This window comes from Salinicoccus albus DSM 19776 (assembly GCF_000385175.1).
GTDB lineage: Bacteria > Bacillota > Bacilli > Staphylococcales > Salinicoccaceae > Salinicoccus > Salinicoccus albus.
In genome coordinates, this window is the sequence record NZ_ARQJ01000020.1 from 56,309 (window position 1) to 72,055 (window position 15,747).

15 protein-coding genes are annotated in these 15,747 nt (G+C 40.5%); 9 read left to right on the top strand and 6 right to left on the bottom strand.

Translation table 11 applies throughout. The features are described 5' to 3' along the window. Positions 1 to 2: 2 nt before the first annotated feature. A complete protein-coding gene (gene arsB, locus G343_RS0103110) occupies positions 3 to 1,292 on the top strand; it encodes an arsenite efflux transporter membrane subunit ArsB (protein WP_020006649.1) in 1,290 nt (429 codons plus the stop codon). A 66-nt stretch (positions 1,293 to 1,358) separates the two neighbouring features. Here arsB and G343_RS0103115 read toward each other — a convergent pair whose 3' ends face one another. The 3 genes from G343_RS0103115 to G343_RS0103125 all read right to left on the bottom strand — a co-directional run bounded on the left by G343_RS0103115 (position 1,359) and on the right by G343_RS0103125 (position 2,803). Further along, a complete protein-coding gene (locus G343_RS0103115; RefSeq protein WP_020006650.1) occupies positions 1,359 to 1,475 on the bottom strand; it encodes a hypothetical protein in 117 nt (38 codons plus the stop codon). Positions 1,476 to 1,505: 30 nt separating this feature from the next. Then, positions 1,506 to 2,393: a permease gene (locus G343_RS0103120; protein WP_020006651.1), complete on the bottom strand. Its 888-nt coding sequence runs from the start codon at positions 2,391 to 2,393 to the stop codon at positions 1,506 to 1,508. An 89-nt stretch (positions 2,394 to 2,482) separates the two neighbouring features. Beyond that, complete coding sequence (locus G343_RS0103125; protein WP_020006652.1) at positions 2,483 to 2,803, bottom strand: ArsR/SmtB family transcription factor; 321 nt, start codon at positions 2,801 to 2,803, stop codon at positions 2,483 to 2,485. Positions 2,804 to 3,235: 432 nt separating this feature from the next. Here G343_RS0103125 and G343_RS0103130 point away from each other — a divergent pair, with 432 nt between their 5' ends. The 3 genes from G343_RS0103130 (at position 3,236) to G343_RS0103140 (ending at position 6,967) form a co-directional block, all read left to right on the top strand. Beyond that, entirely contained in the window at positions 3,236 to 3,940 is a 705-nt protein-coding gene (locus tag G343_RS0103130) for a cytochrome c biogenesis protein CcdA (protein ID WP_020006653.1), read from the top strand. A gap of 208 nt (positions 3,941 to 4,148) precedes the next feature. Then, a complete protein-coding gene (locus G343_RS0103135) occupies positions 4,149 to 4,655 on the top strand; it encodes a CueP family metal-binding protein (protein ID WP_020006654.1) in 507 nt (168 codons plus the stop codon). Positions 4,656 to 4,855: 200 nt separating this feature from the next. Then, positions 4,856 to 6,967, top strand: coding sequence for a copper-translocating P-type ATPase (locus G343_RS0103140; RefSeq protein WP_020006655.1), 2,112 nt, complete (start codon positions 4,856 to 4,858; stop codon positions 6,965 to 6,967). Between the two features lie 228 nt (positions 6,968 to 7,195). Here G343_RS0103140 and G343_RS14225 read toward each other — a convergent pair whose 3' ends face one another. Next, positions 7,196 to 7,765 (bottom strand): YdhK family protein, encoded by a 570-nt coding sequence (locus G343_RS14225; RefSeq protein WP_074924558.1) that lies wholly within the window; start codon positions 7,763 to 7,765, stop codon positions 7,196 to 7,198. 544 nt (positions 7,766 to 8,309) lie between these two features. Between G343_RS14225 and G343_RS0103150 the strand changes: the two genes are divergently transcribed. The 5 genes from G343_RS0103150 (at position 8,310) to G343_RS0103175 (ending at position 13,676) form a co-directional block, all read left to right on the top strand. Next, positions 8,310 to 9,221, top strand: a complete 912-nt coding sequence (locus tag G343_RS0103150; protein ID WP_020006657.1) for a F510_1955 family glycosylhydrolase — start codon at positions 8,310 to 8,312, stop codon at positions 9,219 to 9,221. Positions 9,222 to 9,296: 75 nt separating this feature from the next. After that, complete coding sequence (locus G343_RS0103155; RefSeq protein WP_020006658.1) at positions 9,297 to 10,700, top strand: sensor histidine kinase; 1,404 nt, start codon at positions 9,297 to 9,299, stop codon at positions 10,698 to 10,700. After that, positions 10,678 to 11,349: a response regulator transcription factor gene (locus G343_RS0103160; RefSeq protein ID WP_020006659.1), complete on the top strand. Its 672-nt coding sequence runs from the start codon at positions 10,678 to 10,680 to the stop codon at positions 11,347 to 11,349. Before G343_RS0103155 ends, G343_RS0103160 begins: the two co-directional genes overlap by 23 nt. A gap of 141 nt (positions 11,350 to 11,490) precedes the next feature. Continuing rightward, positions 11,491 to 12,807 carry an APC family permease gene (locus G343_RS14230; protein ID WP_020006660.1) on the top strand — a complete coding sequence of 439 codons (1,317 nt, stop codon included), beginning with the start codon at positions 11,491 to 11,493 and terminating at the stop codon, positions 12,805 to 12,807. Positions 12,808 to 13,139: 332 nt separating this feature from the next. Continuing rightward, positions 13,140 to 13,676: a YdhK family protein gene (locus tag G343_RS0103175; protein ID WP_020006662.1), complete on the top strand. Its 537-nt coding sequence runs from the start codon at positions 13,140 to 13,142 to the stop codon at positions 13,674 to 13,676. 361 nt (positions 13,677 to 14,037) lie between these two features. Here G343_RS0103175 and G343_RS0103180 read toward each other — a convergent pair whose 3' ends face one another. Further along, positions 14,038 to 14,364 carry a four-helix bundle copper-binding protein gene (locus G343_RS0103180; RefSeq protein ID WP_020006663.1) on the bottom strand — a complete coding sequence of 109 codons (327 nt, stop codon included), beginning with the start codon at positions 14,362 to 14,364 and terminating at the stop codon, positions 14,038 to 14,040. A 205-nt stretch (positions 14,365 to 14,569) separates the two neighbouring features. Then, on the bottom strand, positions 14,570 to 15,747 hold a 1,178-nt coding region (locus tag G343_RS0103185), incomplete at its 5' end, for a multicopper oxidase family protein (RefSeq protein ID WP_026366251.1).

The following is a 15,747-nucleotide window of genomic DNA, read 5'->3' on the forward strand; positions in this document are numbered from 1 at the left end:
TAATGACATTACTTGCGCTAGGTATATTTTTAGTCACACTGATATTTGTGATATGGCAACCCAGAAACCTAGATATCGGCATTACTGCCTTGGCGGGGGCATTGCTTGCAATCATTACCGGAGTGGTTTCATTCGGTGATGTAATCGAAGTCACTGGTATTGTCTGGAATGCGACGTTAACGTTTGTTGCAGTCATTCTTATTTCATTGATTCTTGATGAAATTGGCTTTTTCGAATGGGCTGCAATACATATGGTTAGAGCATCAAACGGAAATGGCCTGAAAATGTTCATATATATCGCACTATTAGGTGCAATCATCGCAGCATTTTTCGCTAACGATGGGGCAGCATTGATACTGACGCCCATTGTGCTTGCCATGGTCAGAAATTTAAAGTTAGAAGAAAAGGTTATTTTTCCATTTGTAATTGCCACTGGGTTTATTGCGGATACCACATCCCTGCCATTGGTGGTCAGCAACTTAGTAAATATTGTGTCCGCAGATTACTTCGATATCGGATTTCTAGAGTATTTAAGCCGGATGTTTATTCCGAATATTTTTTCATTAATTGCGAGTATTCTTGTTCTCTGGTTATTATTTAGAAAATCCATTCCCAAAACAATCGACCAAACGCACTTAAAAACGCCCGAATCTGCGATAAAAGACAAAAAAATGTTCAATTATTCCTGGGTGGTCCTTTTAATATTACTCATCGGCTACTTAGCGAGTGAATTTATCAACGTCCCTGTCTCATTCATTGCCGGGGGCATTGCGATTATCTTTTTGATACTGGCCAAACGATCTCACGCTGTAAATACAAGAGCAGTCATCAAGGGGGCACCATGGAACATCGTATTGTTCTCAATCGGTATGTATGTTGTCGTCTTTGGATTGAGAAACGTCGGTTTAACCGATGCTCTAGCAAGTGTATTAATGGATATTGGGGAGTATGGACTGTTTGCTTCAGTGATGGGGATGGGCTTTATTGCCGCAATTTTATCTTCGATCATGAACAATATGCCAACTGTGATGATTAATGCGATCGCCATCGATCATGCGAACATTACAACAGTGATCCAAGAAGGCATGATTTATGCCAATGTTATTGGTTCAGATTTAGGACCGAAGATCACCCCCATTGGCTCTTTAGCCACACTGTTATGGCTCCATGTGTTAGCCAGAAAAGATATGAAAATTTCATGGGGTACCTATTTTAAAATCGGCATTATTATCACGCCCCCTGTTTTATTCATTACATTACTCGGTCTCTATCTCACTCTAATAATGTTTTAAATGAGTGAGTGATTTTCCAAAAAAGCGTATAGCCCGACGGGGGCTATACGCTTTTATTATCATGAATTACTTTTGTTTCTTGGGTTCATTTGAATCTTTCTCTGTTTTTTTCTCTTCAATCTCTACTGAGCAACAGCTTTGTTCTTTCGGTTTTAATTTATCAACAAAATCTTTCACACCCATGCGCTCACCTCCTTTCATAGTTGAATATACTTACTGAAGGATCAGATTGAAAATCAAACCAGCGCCAATGGCGACTGTTAAGATCGCTGAAATGAAAGCGACTAAAAATTTCTTTTTAAATAGTTTAGACAATAATGCGAGTTCGGGAATGCTGGCCCCTGCGCCTCCGATGATTAAGGCAATAACGGTTCCCATTGCCATCCCTTTGGTCACAAGCGCATCCGCAATAGGGAGCATTGTTTCAGGCCGAATGTACATGGGAATGCCGATGACTGATGCAATGACTATAGAAATAAGGCCATCTCCACTTGCATATCGTGTCACGAATGCTTCAGGCACGAAGCCGTATATGAATGCGCCAATAAGCACACCGATAAATAAGTAAGGAAGTAATGGATATAAGAAAGACCAAGCATCATTCAACGCTTGCTTTACTTTTGAGCCTTGCTTATCAGCGAAAAATCCGTCTCCTTTAATTGTCACATCTTTATAGGCTTCCTCTAAATTAAGCCGGGAAAATATAACGCCCATAAGCATACTAAACAGACTAACAATCAAAAAATACACCCCAGCCACCTGCCATCCCAATAAAACCCACAACGTAAAAATCATCACTGGATTCATCAATGGCGAAGCAATGAGAAAACTCATCGAAGGACCAAAAGGCGCTTTTGCGTTCAAGAGACCCGCCAGGATTGGAATGGTTGAGCAGGAACAGAAGGGCGTGATGGCACCAAAGAGCGTCCCTAAAGCATAATTGATTCCTTTATGCGGTCCATTCAGTACTCGTCTTATTTTCTCTTCCGACACAGCTTGTTGAATCAGGCTGACAACAAAACTGATGATGATAAACAGCACAAGCAATTCAAAAAATAATATTAAAAATGTTTTGATAAATTCCAGTATTGAATCTAACATCAATATAACGCCTCACTTTCATTAAATCAACATTATTTGATATATTAATCAAAAATAGTTGATGTAAACGTTGAAAATAAAGATACTCATTATAAAATTCTGCAACAAGTATCTTCTGATAGCACAACCTGTATCTGTGCCTCATTAATTCTATAATAGTTCCATGTTCCATGTTTTTCTGTTAAAAGAATATTGGCATCCACAAGTTTCTTGAGATGATAAGAAATTTTAGATTGTTTCAAGTCCAACACTGTTTCCAAATCACAGACACACAGATTTTTCTCCGGACTTTTGTTGATTTCTTTTACGATCTTCAAGCGTGTTTTATCTGCCAAAGCATTAAACATATTTTCATAGAATTCGAGTGCTTGATCGTCACTCAATTCATTTATAGCATTCATTAATTTCATTCTAGTCACCTTCTTTAATAAATCAATTTTTTTTGATATATCAATCATAATACTAGCTACAAAGAAAATCAAGTATAAAAGATATGAGCTTCTATGTTAGCTGGAAGATATATATTCATTAGAATATGATGCAAGATAACATTTAAACTAAGTGCAAAATAACTCCTAAAGTGACAGCCAGTAAATTCAATAGCGCTATAATGTCTATTTAGGGTCTACGGTAAAAATACAAATGTGATTATATAAAGTTACTTCAACACTCTGAATTATAATAATACCTTTTTTAAGTGAAGAACGAGTTAGAAAGACATCGAGAACACGAGATCTTGGGTAGTTGATTCAAATGTCATAGAAAGTTCCTAAACATTAGCTAACAGTGTGAAACTATCCTTATCTTATCTGTTAAGATGGATTATAAATGGAGGTGTTTGCATGGGCAGTGAGGTAACATTTCTCCTTGCATTCGGAGCCGGGGTCTTAAGTTTTGTCTCACCCTGTGTGCTTCCGGTCTTTCCTGCTTTTGTCTCATATATAACAGGTATGAGCTATAATGAAGTGGAAAATCAAAAATTTAATGTAAGAGCGATATTACATACACTTTTTTTCCTCATTGGCTTCAGCTTAGTGTATATCGCACTAGGTTTCGGTACGGTTTTTTTAGGTGGGCTACTGATTGAGCACGCGAATTTGATTAGACAGCTCGGTTCTATTTTAATCATTATATTCGGGCTGATTATTACAGGTGTCTTAAACTTTAATTTTCTGATGAAAAACAGAAAAATACATTTTAAAAACAGGCCCTCTGGATTTTTAGGTTCAATTTTTATAGGTACGGCATTCGGTGCCGGATGGACACCGTGTAATGGTCCAATTATTGGCGCTATTTTTGCAATGAGTGCAACGGCACCAAATAATGCTTTAATTTTAATGATTGTTTACTGTCTTGGATTTGCAGTCCCATTCTTCATTTTGAGTTTTTTTGTCTCACGTACCCGTTGGATGTTGAAATACTCAAACGTAATTATGAAGGTCGGTGGCGTCGTTATGATATTGATGGGTGTCCTTCTTTACTTTGATGGATTGACTCAAATCATTATTTGGCTTCAGCCATTCTTTGGCGATTTTCAAGGATTCTAGTTGCAAATATGAAAGTGAAAAATTCGTCTTAATGGAGATTATATTTTCAATAGATAAGTTTTAATTTGGTCTAAATCACTCAAAGAAGATAAGAAGTAAAATATCTATTGTTCTTGTCGCATCTTTATCCATAATTCATATAGTTGCTATAATCTTGAAAAATGTACTTGAATAAGCTTGATATAATTAAACGGTGGGAGGTAGTCAAATGAAAAAATATTTAATGCCAGCTTTACTGGGTTTAACGATTATTCTGGCAGGATGTGCCAATGATCCAGCCTCGAATGAAACAAATGTTAAAGAATTCGTATCACAGCTGAGTGCCAGTAATATCGTAGAATCGGCATCAATAAATGATAAGGACCTTATTGTTCAAGATGGTGGAGAGGAAGATATCTATAATCTTCCCGAAGATGAGTTTTTTATATCGGTAGCACCTTATCTTACATATACGCATCCATGTGAATTCCATAGTCTGACTGGGTGCCAGGGTGAGCTGGTAAATGAAGAGATGGATGTAAAGATTACAGATGAACAAGGTAAGGTCCATTTTGATGAAACAGTAACAACACTTGAAAATGGTTTTATGGATTTCTGGTTACCCAGAGATAAACAATATACCATAGAAATTAGTTATCAAAACAAACATGCTGAGTACGCTTTTTCCACTTTCGAAGGGGATAGTACTTGTTTGACCGACTTGCAATTGAAGTAGTTATTCCCGGTCTGAATCTCTGAACATCTTCAAGGTGTTCAGAGATTTTTTATATTTAAATTCAATATGAATTACTCGATGAGTCGTATGCTATGTTGAATATATCCTCGTATAAAATTCAATATTTGGAATCGTCTACTTGCTTCATTATACCCCCACAGGGTATAATGAAAGCGAGATAAAAGTTAGGGAGTGATAGAATGAATCATCGCAAAAAAGAGCCACATTCTGACCAGGAGGAAAATCACAATCATCATAGTCAGGAAGAGCATACCCATCACGACCATCATGATCATAAAAATCACGATGAGTCTCATGATGAACATGAGCACGATAATCATGGGCACGGTGCACATGACCATCACGGACATATGGTGACGGAATTCCGGAATAAGTTTTTTGTTGTTTTAATATTCACCATTCCGATCCTTCTCCTGTCTCCAATGATTCAGGATTTCATGGGCGTCGACTGGAGCTTTACAGGGGATATCTATATTCTAGCTGCCCTGTCCATATTCGTTTATTTCTATGGCGGTTGGCCTTTCCTCAAGGGTGCTTTTGATGAACTGAAAAACAGAGAACCCGGGATGATGACACTGATTGCCATGGCCATCTCCATCGCATTCTTCTACAGTCTGGCTGTTGTATTTGGATTTAATGGGGAGCAGCTTTTCTGGGAACTGGCAACCCTGGTACTGATCATGCTTCTAGGCCACTGGATTGAAATGCGATCGATCAATAATGCATCCAAAGCTCTGGAGTCACTTGCATCCTTGATGCCGAACACAGCAAATCGTATTGCTGAGAATGGTGAGACGGAAGAAGTGCAGGTTGATGCTATCAAAGCAGGGGATCTGCTCTTGGTCAAACCGGGAGAAAAGATGCCATTGGATGGAAAGATCGTTAAAGGAAAATCCCAAATCGATGAATCCATGCTGACAGGTGAGTCCGTTCCCGTAACCAAATCTGTTAATGACGAGGTCATCGGTGGATCGATCAATAGGGAAGGCTCACTTACAATAGAAGTAGAAAAACTGATGGATGAGTCCTACTTGAACCAGGTCATCGAAATGGTCAAAGAATCCCAGAAGACAAAATCCAAAACGCAGGACATCACGAATCAGGCGGCCAAATGGCTGTTTTATATCGCTTTGGCTGCTGGTATTATCACCTTTATTGTTTGGATAAGTATCGGAGCCACTGTAGATACGGCCATACAAAGAACAGTGACCGTCATGGTTATCACCTGCCCGCATGCTTTAGGTCTCGCAGCGCCCCTGGTCATCTCTGTTTCTACTGCTTTATCTGCAAAGCATGGTCTGTTGATCCGCAAACGTCCTCAGTTCGAACGGGCACGTAATATTGACGCAGTAATTTTCGATAAGACTGGTACGTTGACTGAAGGTAAATTTGGAGTAACAGACGTGCAAACTTTCAGTGATATGGATGAAAATAAGATACTAAGCTATGCAGCGACAGTGGAGAATGACTCTGAGCACCCCATTGCTACGGGAATACTCAATGAAGCAATGGAAAGAAAACTGAAACTGCATGAAATGACTCATTTCAATTCCATTACTGGTGTGGGAATTGAAGGGACAATCGATAAGAAGAATATCAAAGTTGTGAGTCCTGGATATATCAGTAAACAAGATATCACCTTTGATGATCGGAAATTCAACAAATGGTCCGAACAGGGAAAGACGGTTGTGTTCCTAATCATTGATGAAGAGCTGGCAGGCGCCATCGCATTGGCAGATAAAATCAAAGAAAGCTCCAAACAGACGGTTGAACAATTGCACAAGCGAAATATTAAGGCCATCATGCTCACTGGAGACAACCGGAAGGTGGCGAACTACGTTGCAGAACAAATTGGTATTGATGAAGTATATGCAGAAGTTTTGCCGGATCAGAAGGCAGAGAAAGTGACAGAGATTCAAAAGCGTGGTTTAGTTGTTGCAATGACAGGGGACGGTATTAATGATGCGCCGGCCTTGACGAAAGCAGATGTTGGAATTGCGGTAGGGGCAGGGACAGATATCGCTATGGATAGTGCAGATATCGTTCTTGTGGACAGCAATCCGAAAGATATACTGGCCATATTCAGCCTTTCCAAACGGACCTTTAATAAACTGGTTCAGAACTTGATATGGGCAACCGGCTACAACATTTTTGCCATCCCATTGGCTGCAGGCGTTCTGGCTCCTTGGGGAATTGTACTCAGCCCGGCTGTCGGTGCAATACTGATGAGCTTAAGCACCATCATCGTAGCAATCAATGCGCAATTGCTACATCGATTCGAAATGGATTAAAGTAAACTTATTTGAAGTATTATAGAGATAATATTTTTTATAAGAAGTAAAAATTATGCAATATATTATGGAAGGAAGGCGATTGCAATTTCGACTTCCTTCTTAATTTTATAAATTTTCTCACTTGTTTTTAACATTTTGGTATATTGGATTAATAACATATGGCCAATAGTAAAGAGTCTATCCGTTTTGGATAGACTCTTTATTCATCGTTGAAAATATTTAGAGTTATTCAACAGGCGCCAATTCGCTTTCAATTACCCATTTATGATTTTGTACTTCTTCTCCAGTATCTGTTGTGACAAAGTCTACCATGTAAACTGTTGTCTGTTCAGCTGAATCAATCGTAGCAGTGGCACCTTCCATACCTTCCATATGCGTGGCATTCATTACTACCTCATCCCCTGGTTCTAATGGGGCTTCACCCGGATTTTCCAATTCTTCGTGGATGACCCATTTATGATCTTCTACTGGTTCTCCACCATTTGTTGGTGTATACGATACGGAATAAACCGTTGTATCAAAGGCTCCGGAGATGGTTGCTTCAGCGCCCTCCATGCCTTGCATGTGATCGGCTTCAATAATTGCTTGGCTCCCTACTTCGTATGTAGGATTTTCTGCTTCTTTCAAATCTTCAGGCACTTCACCAGAACTCGACATTTCCCCAGCGGAATGGTTCATATGTCCACCGGAATGTGGCTCGGACTGCATATTCATGTGGTCCTCAGAATGGGATTCGGACTGCATATTATAATGGTGCAGTCTTTCTTTCAGCTCTTCCTTTGTCAGACCATTGATGTATTTCGTCTTGTCCCCATCTTCATTGACTTCATAGTAGTAGTGGCTACGAGCTCCGTTATAAGGGTAACCCAATTCATCTTCCAATTCTTTTTCAGTCAAACCATCAATGTACTGCGTCTTGTTTCCATGCGCATCGACTTCGTAGTAGTAATAACTTCCATCTTCATGGGCGGCAGTATCTGTACTACCTGCATTTGCTGCTCCTGGACTAAGCCCCAACGCTAATGCGAAAATCATTGCACCTGATAAAGAAATTCTTTGAAATTGTCTCATCTACCTAGCCTCCAATTTTTTGAGATACTAAAACCATACCCTTAGAATGTGCAGTTTAAGTGCAGATTCAATGAAAAGTGGATGTAATTAGCAAATATTAGAGAGTAATGTTTATAAATATATGCTTAGGTTTTCAATGTAGAGTTTCATAACTTAGATACAACATGTCATATCCTTATTAGAATCTGCACTAAAAATCGATATTTAAATAATAAAATGGTTGAGGGCTTCCAAGTTAATTAGTGAATAGAGGCAGGAGGAAACGACTATGGTATCAAGAAAGTTAATGATTAATGCAATGATAGTATCAGCGATATTTCTAGCGGGATGCAGTAGCGACGGAACAGGTGAATTCGAAGAAGCCTTTAACGGCAAAATAGAACATGTGCACGGAATGGGGTATGCTGGTGGGGATGATGGATTATATCTGGCGACCCATGGCGGTTTGAAAATATTCCGTGACGGGGGATGGCATGAAACCACCAGGAACTACAATGATTATATGGGATTCAATGCTGTAGATGAAGGATTCTATACTTCCGGGCATCCAGGTGGAGATTCCGATATTCCCAACCCTTTTGGTATTCAACGTAGTTTTGATGGTGGCAGGACACTTGAACATATCCAATTCGAGGGAGAAACGGATTACCATGCCATGGCGGTAGGATACGACAGCCATGATATTTTTCTGTTGAATCCTGAACCAAATTCAGCGCTGGGCCGAGGTTTTTATAAAAGTACTGATGATGGAGAAAGTTGGGAACAAGCAGATGCGGAGGGCCTTCAAGGGGGCGTATTATCATTGGCAATCCATCCGTCAGATTCCAACTTTGTTGCAGCAGCGACTTCTACCGGCATCTATCTGTCAGAGGATGGTGGAAATCAGTTTAAAGCATTAACAGATCCAAGGGAGGCAGGAATGACCGTATATTTTTATGGGGACGATTTATATTATGCGATAAATAACGAAAATGTTGAACTTCACAGAAGAAATGTTAAAAATGACGAAGAAGCCATCATTGATACACCGGAATTGAAGAATGATGGAATTGCATATATTGCTCGAAACCGACAGAATGAAAAAGAACTGGCCATCTATACCGTAAACGGCGATGTATATGTCTCTGACGCCGGGTCAATTGCATGGGAGAAAGTTCTAAATGAGAGTCAAACCAGATAAGCATAAGTTTTGAGGTCATCTTTTTACTCTGTTGTTAGGCACTCAAAGTATTATTGTCGAAGAGAGGAGGCTGTGATGCTAAATCAATTATCTTTGAAGATAGGGTTGTTATTTTTTGTAGTAATTATCACTGTTGAAATCATATTATTCTCCATATTATATACAAACCTGGTCAATGATCGTGTCGATGACGTGATGGGGGATTTGCTGGCCCGTGGGAATACCCATCGGGATGTGTTGGAAGAAAACTACACCTCATCAACCTTGGAGCATGTCGCCATCATGGAATCCGAATCTGATTTTATTGTCGTCATTACAGACCGGAATGGAGAAGTGGTTACCAGCTCCAACCCGATGGAACCGGAAATGACAGCGGTGATCGGGCATACAGATGATGACCAAGTGCCGGATGAGGGCGTCATACTGGAGTCGGATTGGGCAGATGAAAAATATGTGGCGACAGATAGCCCGATTATCATGGATGGTACACATAGTGGGCATGTATTCATGTTTGCCGACAGCGATCATATCAAAGAAATCATCAGCAATCTCAGTCGGCAATTCTTAATTATCGGAGTAATAACTGTCATTTTAACCATCATTACGGTGATTGTGCTTTCAAAGGTCATTACACAACCATTGGTCAGAATGAAAAAAGCCACAGAAGAGTTGAATAGAGGCAACCATGAAGTGGAATTATCCACCAGTCGAAAAGACGAACTCGGAGAGTTGGCGACTGCTATCACACACTTATCAAAAGATCTTAAGCGTTTGAAAAACGAGAGGAATGAATTCCTGGCGAATGTCTCCCATGAACTCCGTACGCCACTGACCTATTTAAAAGGATACACAGATATCATCAATCGGGACACCACATCCGAGGAAGATCGAATCAGATATACACAGATCATCCAGGAGGAGACAGAGCACCTGGCCGGACTGATAAAAACATTGTTCGAGTTGGCCAAAATAGATCAGAATGAATTTGCCATAAAAAAAGAAAAAGTGGAATTTGATGCACTGATCCAAAAGATCGTGGAACGGATTTATCCGGCAATTGAAGAACGAAATATAGAATTTTCATATTCCTGTCCAAATAATGTGATCATTACCATTGACCCGGAAAGAATCCAACAAGTGTTGTTGAACATACTCGATAATGCCATTAAATATACACCCCGTGGAAATCATGTCAGATTGGAAGTGGTTCAGAATAAAAATGAGGTCTTAACGATTATTTCGGATACAGGGGAAGGCATTGCCGAAGAAGATATGCCGTATATATTTGAGCGGCTCTATCGTGCAGAAAAATCCAGGTCCCGTTCCAAGGGGGGCTCTGGTCTTGGGTTGACAATCGCCAAAGAAATTGTGGAACTTCACACCGGCAGGATGGAAGTTGAAAGTGAACCAGGCGAGGGAACGGCTTTCAACATATCTTTGCCGAAGGAGGATACGTATGAAAAAGGTATTATTGATTGATGATGAAGAGAGAATGCTGGAATTGCTGGCTTTGTATTTGAAACCCTACCATTACGACTGTAGAAAAGCGCTGGGGCCGAAAGAAGGGCTCCAATACATCGAAGAAGAAAGATTCGATATTGTACTGCTCGATATCATGATGCCTGACATGGATGGGTGGAGCGTATGCAGAGAAATCTGTCAGCATTCGGATGTACCCATCATCATGGTGACTGCACGGGAGCAGAAGGCAGATATCGTCAAAGGCCTCAGATTGGGGGCGGATGACTATATAACAAAACCCTTCAATGAAGAAGAACTCGTTGCACGGATGAATGCATTATTAAGGAGAGCGAAACCTGGCAACCATGTTGAGATGGATGGACTGCTATGGGATAGGGATCGATTCGAACTGTCCTATAAGAATCAGTATATCAAGTTGACCCCCAAAGAATTCTCGTTGATTGGGTTGCTTATGCAGAACCCGGGGCGGGTATATTCCAGAAATCAACTGATCGACCTGGTGTGGGGGATGTATTCAGAAACTGAAGGCCGGACTGTGGATTCACATGTTAGAAACATGCGGGAAAAAATCAGGGAAGTGGGTTTTCCCATCGATGATTATTTTCACACAGTATGGGGCGTGGGCTACAAGTGGATTAGAAAGTAGCTTTCTCATATTATCGATTGCTTAAAAATGTAGATTTTGAGCACATTGCTAAAATTAATTTGAAATATTTTAAAAACTGCACACTAACTGCACAAACCATGGGCATATGTTTTAGAGACTATTATTTCTGAGGTGATGCTAATGAGCGAATATAAAAAAGACAGCTTATCTCTGACTGGTGCGATCGGTCTTGGGACAGGGGTTATGATCAGTGCCGGAATATTTGCATTGCTGGGTCAGGTTGCCGCACTTGCCGGCATGTGGTTCCCGATCATGTTTGTCGTCGGAGGGATTGTAACTGGATTCAGTGCGTATTCCTATGTCAAGATGAGCAATGAATATCCTTCAGCAGGGGGTATCGGCATGTTTTTGGCAAAAGCGTATGGTCAGGGTACCGTCACTGCTTCTGCAGCGATGCTGATGACCGTATCCATGGTCATCAACCAGAGTCTCGTGGCCCGTACTTTCGGTACCTATACGTTGCAGATTTTCAATATGGATGCAACCAGCTACCTGGTGCCTGTGCTCGCTGTTGGTCTTTTGCTTTTTGCATTCCTGGTTAATATTTCTGGCAACAGTTTCATTCAGACGTTTACTTCGATTGTGTCCCTGCTTAAAATAATTGGACTTGTCGTCTTTGCGATGGGCGGGTTATGGGTCGCCGGTTTTTCCATTACACCCGCAGAGGGCAGTGGAAGTACGGAAGACGCAACTATTACCAGCATGATTGCAGCTGTGGCACTCACCATCCTATCGTTCAAAGGGTTTACGACGATCACTAACAGTGGCTCTGAAATCGTTAAACCCCATAAGAATATCGGCCGGGCGATTGTCGCATCCATTTCCATCAGTCTTTTTGTGTATCTGCTGGTTGCATGGGCGGTATCCAGCAATCTGCCGTTAAACGAAATCATTGCAGCCAGAGACTACTCGCTTGCAGAAGCCGCAAGGCCAGCATTTGGAAACTACGCTGTATGGTTTACCGTCGGCATTGCGATCATCGCAACAGTATCCGGTATTATTGCCAGTGTCTTTGCGGTGTCACGCATGCTTGCCATGCTGACAGATATGAAGCTGATTCCACATAAGCACTTTGGCATGCCAGGACGGATTCAAAAGCATACGCTGGTATACACAATTGTACTTGCGATGGTACTGGCCGTCATTTTCGACCTCAGTCGTATCGCCTCAGTCGGGGCCATATTGTATCTTGTGATGGATATGATTGTGCATTGGGGTGTATTTAAACATCTGAGGGATAAGGTGGATGCAAATCCAGTCATTGTCATGACCGCATTCATACTTGATGGAATTGTACTGGCAGCTTTTATGTGGGTCAAACTGATGAATGACTGGCTGATTGTTGTCGTCTCCATCATTTTCATTATCATCATCTTCATAGGGGAGTATGTATTTCTTAAACACCGTAATGATGGGGAAGAAGGGCATGCGCATTAAAGCATTTTTAATCTCGAGCCATGCGTGTTCTTCTAAAAGGGAAGAGTATCACAGTTACAAAAGGGGGTGATGCTTTTTCAGGAAGGTGAATCAATAGAAATTTAAAATGATTAGAAGGCATTGGATTGCTTGTATCATTTAAGGTAAATATCTCTTAGAAAAAATACCAGGGAGGAATGTAAAATGAATAACAGATTTACAAAAATAGTCGTCACACTCGCAACCGTTACTGGAATCAGTTTCTCAGCAGGACAAGTTTCGGCAGATTCCATCAACGCAGCTCCCCAAGCTTAAACGCCGCTGACAACCATTTGGATGCTGTGACCAAAAAAATGGAAAACCAGGATGCATCCATTGAAGAGACTGAAGCAGAAATTAATGATATACGCACCAGTATTTTAGAAGTGAAAGAAACGATTCAATCCATTTTTGCTGAACAGATGTCCAGCACTGGTGTAGTCCCTGACGGTCTGGAGGAAGCAGAAGATCCAACTTATGAAGTGGGTAGCCAAGCCATTATCAAAGCCGATCATATGCCAGGTATGTATGGCGCTGAAGCAACAATTGCAGGCGCATTTGATACTGTTGCTTATAGTGTCACTTATTACCCTACAACTGGTGGAGACCCAGTGGAGAATCATAAATGGGTCATCCATGAAGAATTGGAAGGTCCAGGAGAAGCACCACTGGAGCCCGGCACTGAAGTGACCTTGGATGCGGATCACATGAAAGGCATGGATGGTGCAACCGCTGTGATAGAATCTGCTGAAGACACTACTGTATATATGCTTGACTTCACAACAACAACTGGAGAAAAAGTAGAAAATCATAAATGGGTGACAGAAAGTGAATTGTCACCTGTTGAATAAAAACAGATGATATTAAAGAGCTTATCTTTACTGGATTATCTATCTCAAATGGATAATCTGCATGGATAAGCTCTTTTTATTATATGAATTAACAGATACATTAATGACTGTTTTGAAGGGAATTCGGTTTACTCCTCCTTGCAACGATGGTTCTAAGCGAACTCAACTGTTTTTTATAACCTTGTCTAAACTAAGGCGTCTCTTATAAGTATTGTCAAAATCAAGGGCGCTCTTAATTAATAATGCAAATACACCTTAATGTATATTTTCGTTAAAATGCTGGGTACAATCTTAACCGGAAATAAAAGAAGTGGTATGTCCAGAATAAGTTCCGACATACCACTTCTTTTAAGTGTTGTGCTTAGGCGATTTCTTTACAAGCCTCTGCACATTTGAAGCACGCATCTGCACATTTCTGGCAGTGATCGTGGTCATGTTTTTGACACTCGTTGCCGCATGCTTCGCAGACCTTGGCACATACTGCCGCCAGATCAGAAGAAAATGGTGAATTTCTTGTCAGAGCCTGTTCTAAAAATGCACAGATATCTGCACATTCACGATCCAATCGGATACACTCCGCCATCATTTTTACGTCTTCTTCCCTCAGACAGGCATCGTAACAGTGGTTACAGGCTTCCATACATTCATGTAACGTCTGAATCAGTTGTTGATGTTGTTCATGAGCCATTATAAATCCCTCCTATAGAATTGAATGCACTTACATTAATTGAATTCCCATCCATTTCGCATATAAACCGATATGGTAAAACTCCATAGAAACTGCACATAATTTTAATGATGATTGTCCTTCTCCAACTTACTCAATATTGTAATTCGTCTAGAAAAAATCAAGAAATAGTTCCTTTTTTGTTATTAGATTGAAGCTTTGGAGCTTACTCTACTTTAACCTGTCCCATCATCCCATTGTCCTCATGTTCAAGTATGTGACAGTGGAACATATATATGCCTTTATTTTTAAACTGAATGGCAATTTTTACAGTCTCATCCGGGGCAACGGAAAAACTATCTTTCCAGCCTCTTTCGTTCTCAGGTGGTGCTTCTCCATTCCTGGAAAGGATCTTAAACTGAGCACCATGGATGTGAAACGGATGAATCATGCCGCCCATCATGTCAGGTTTATTATAGATTTCCCATACTTCTGTAACACCTTGTTCCTGCGTAAAATCAATTCTTTCAGGATCAAATTTTTTTCCGTTTATCGTTACCTGATCCATCATGCCGAAAAGTTCAATTTCTTTTGTCACTGGCAGGTTCTTTTCTTCTTCCGTAACTGAAAAGTCATTCATTTCATCAGGTATATCCATGTTCTTACCTGTTTGATCTGTGATTTCAAAAGGTAAGAGCGTGGCACCATCTTCATTCATTAACGCTATATTTTCATTACCATCGACTTTAGAAAAATCAATGATTATTTCGGCCCGCTCTGAAGGCGTGAGTGTGATTTCTTCCATTGAGACCGGTTCATTTAAAAACCCGCCGTCCGTTGCGACTTGTACAAAAGAATCCCCTGTATTTAGTTTAAAGGTGTAATTTCTTGCATTTGATCCATTTAAAAGTCGAAGCCTTACTTTTTCTTTATCTACAGTTAATTTTGGATTCAATGTGCCGTTAATTAATGATGTATCCCCGACTGTGCCATCTTCATTTGCTACGGCTTTGTAATTCAGTTGTTTTTCATCATTAAATACTTTGTCCTGGAAAACGAGAGGGATGTCATTTTCTCCATATTCACTTGGTAATTCGAGATTTTTTGAATTTTGGTCCTCGATATAAATTAACCCAGCAAGTCCGTTGTACACTTGTTCAGAGGTTTTTCCTTCCGGGTGGGGATGGAACCACAATGTGGCAGCTTCCTGTGTCACTTCAAATTCAATAGTACTCTCTTCGCCTGGCTCCAATACATTGTGTGGACCACCATCGTCATTCCCTGGCACTTCCAATCCATGCCAGTGAAAAGTGGTATTTTCATTGAGTTCATTGATTAAGTTTATTTTCACAGTATCTCCTTTTTCAAATTGAAGCATGGGACCTAGAAACGAGTCATTATAGC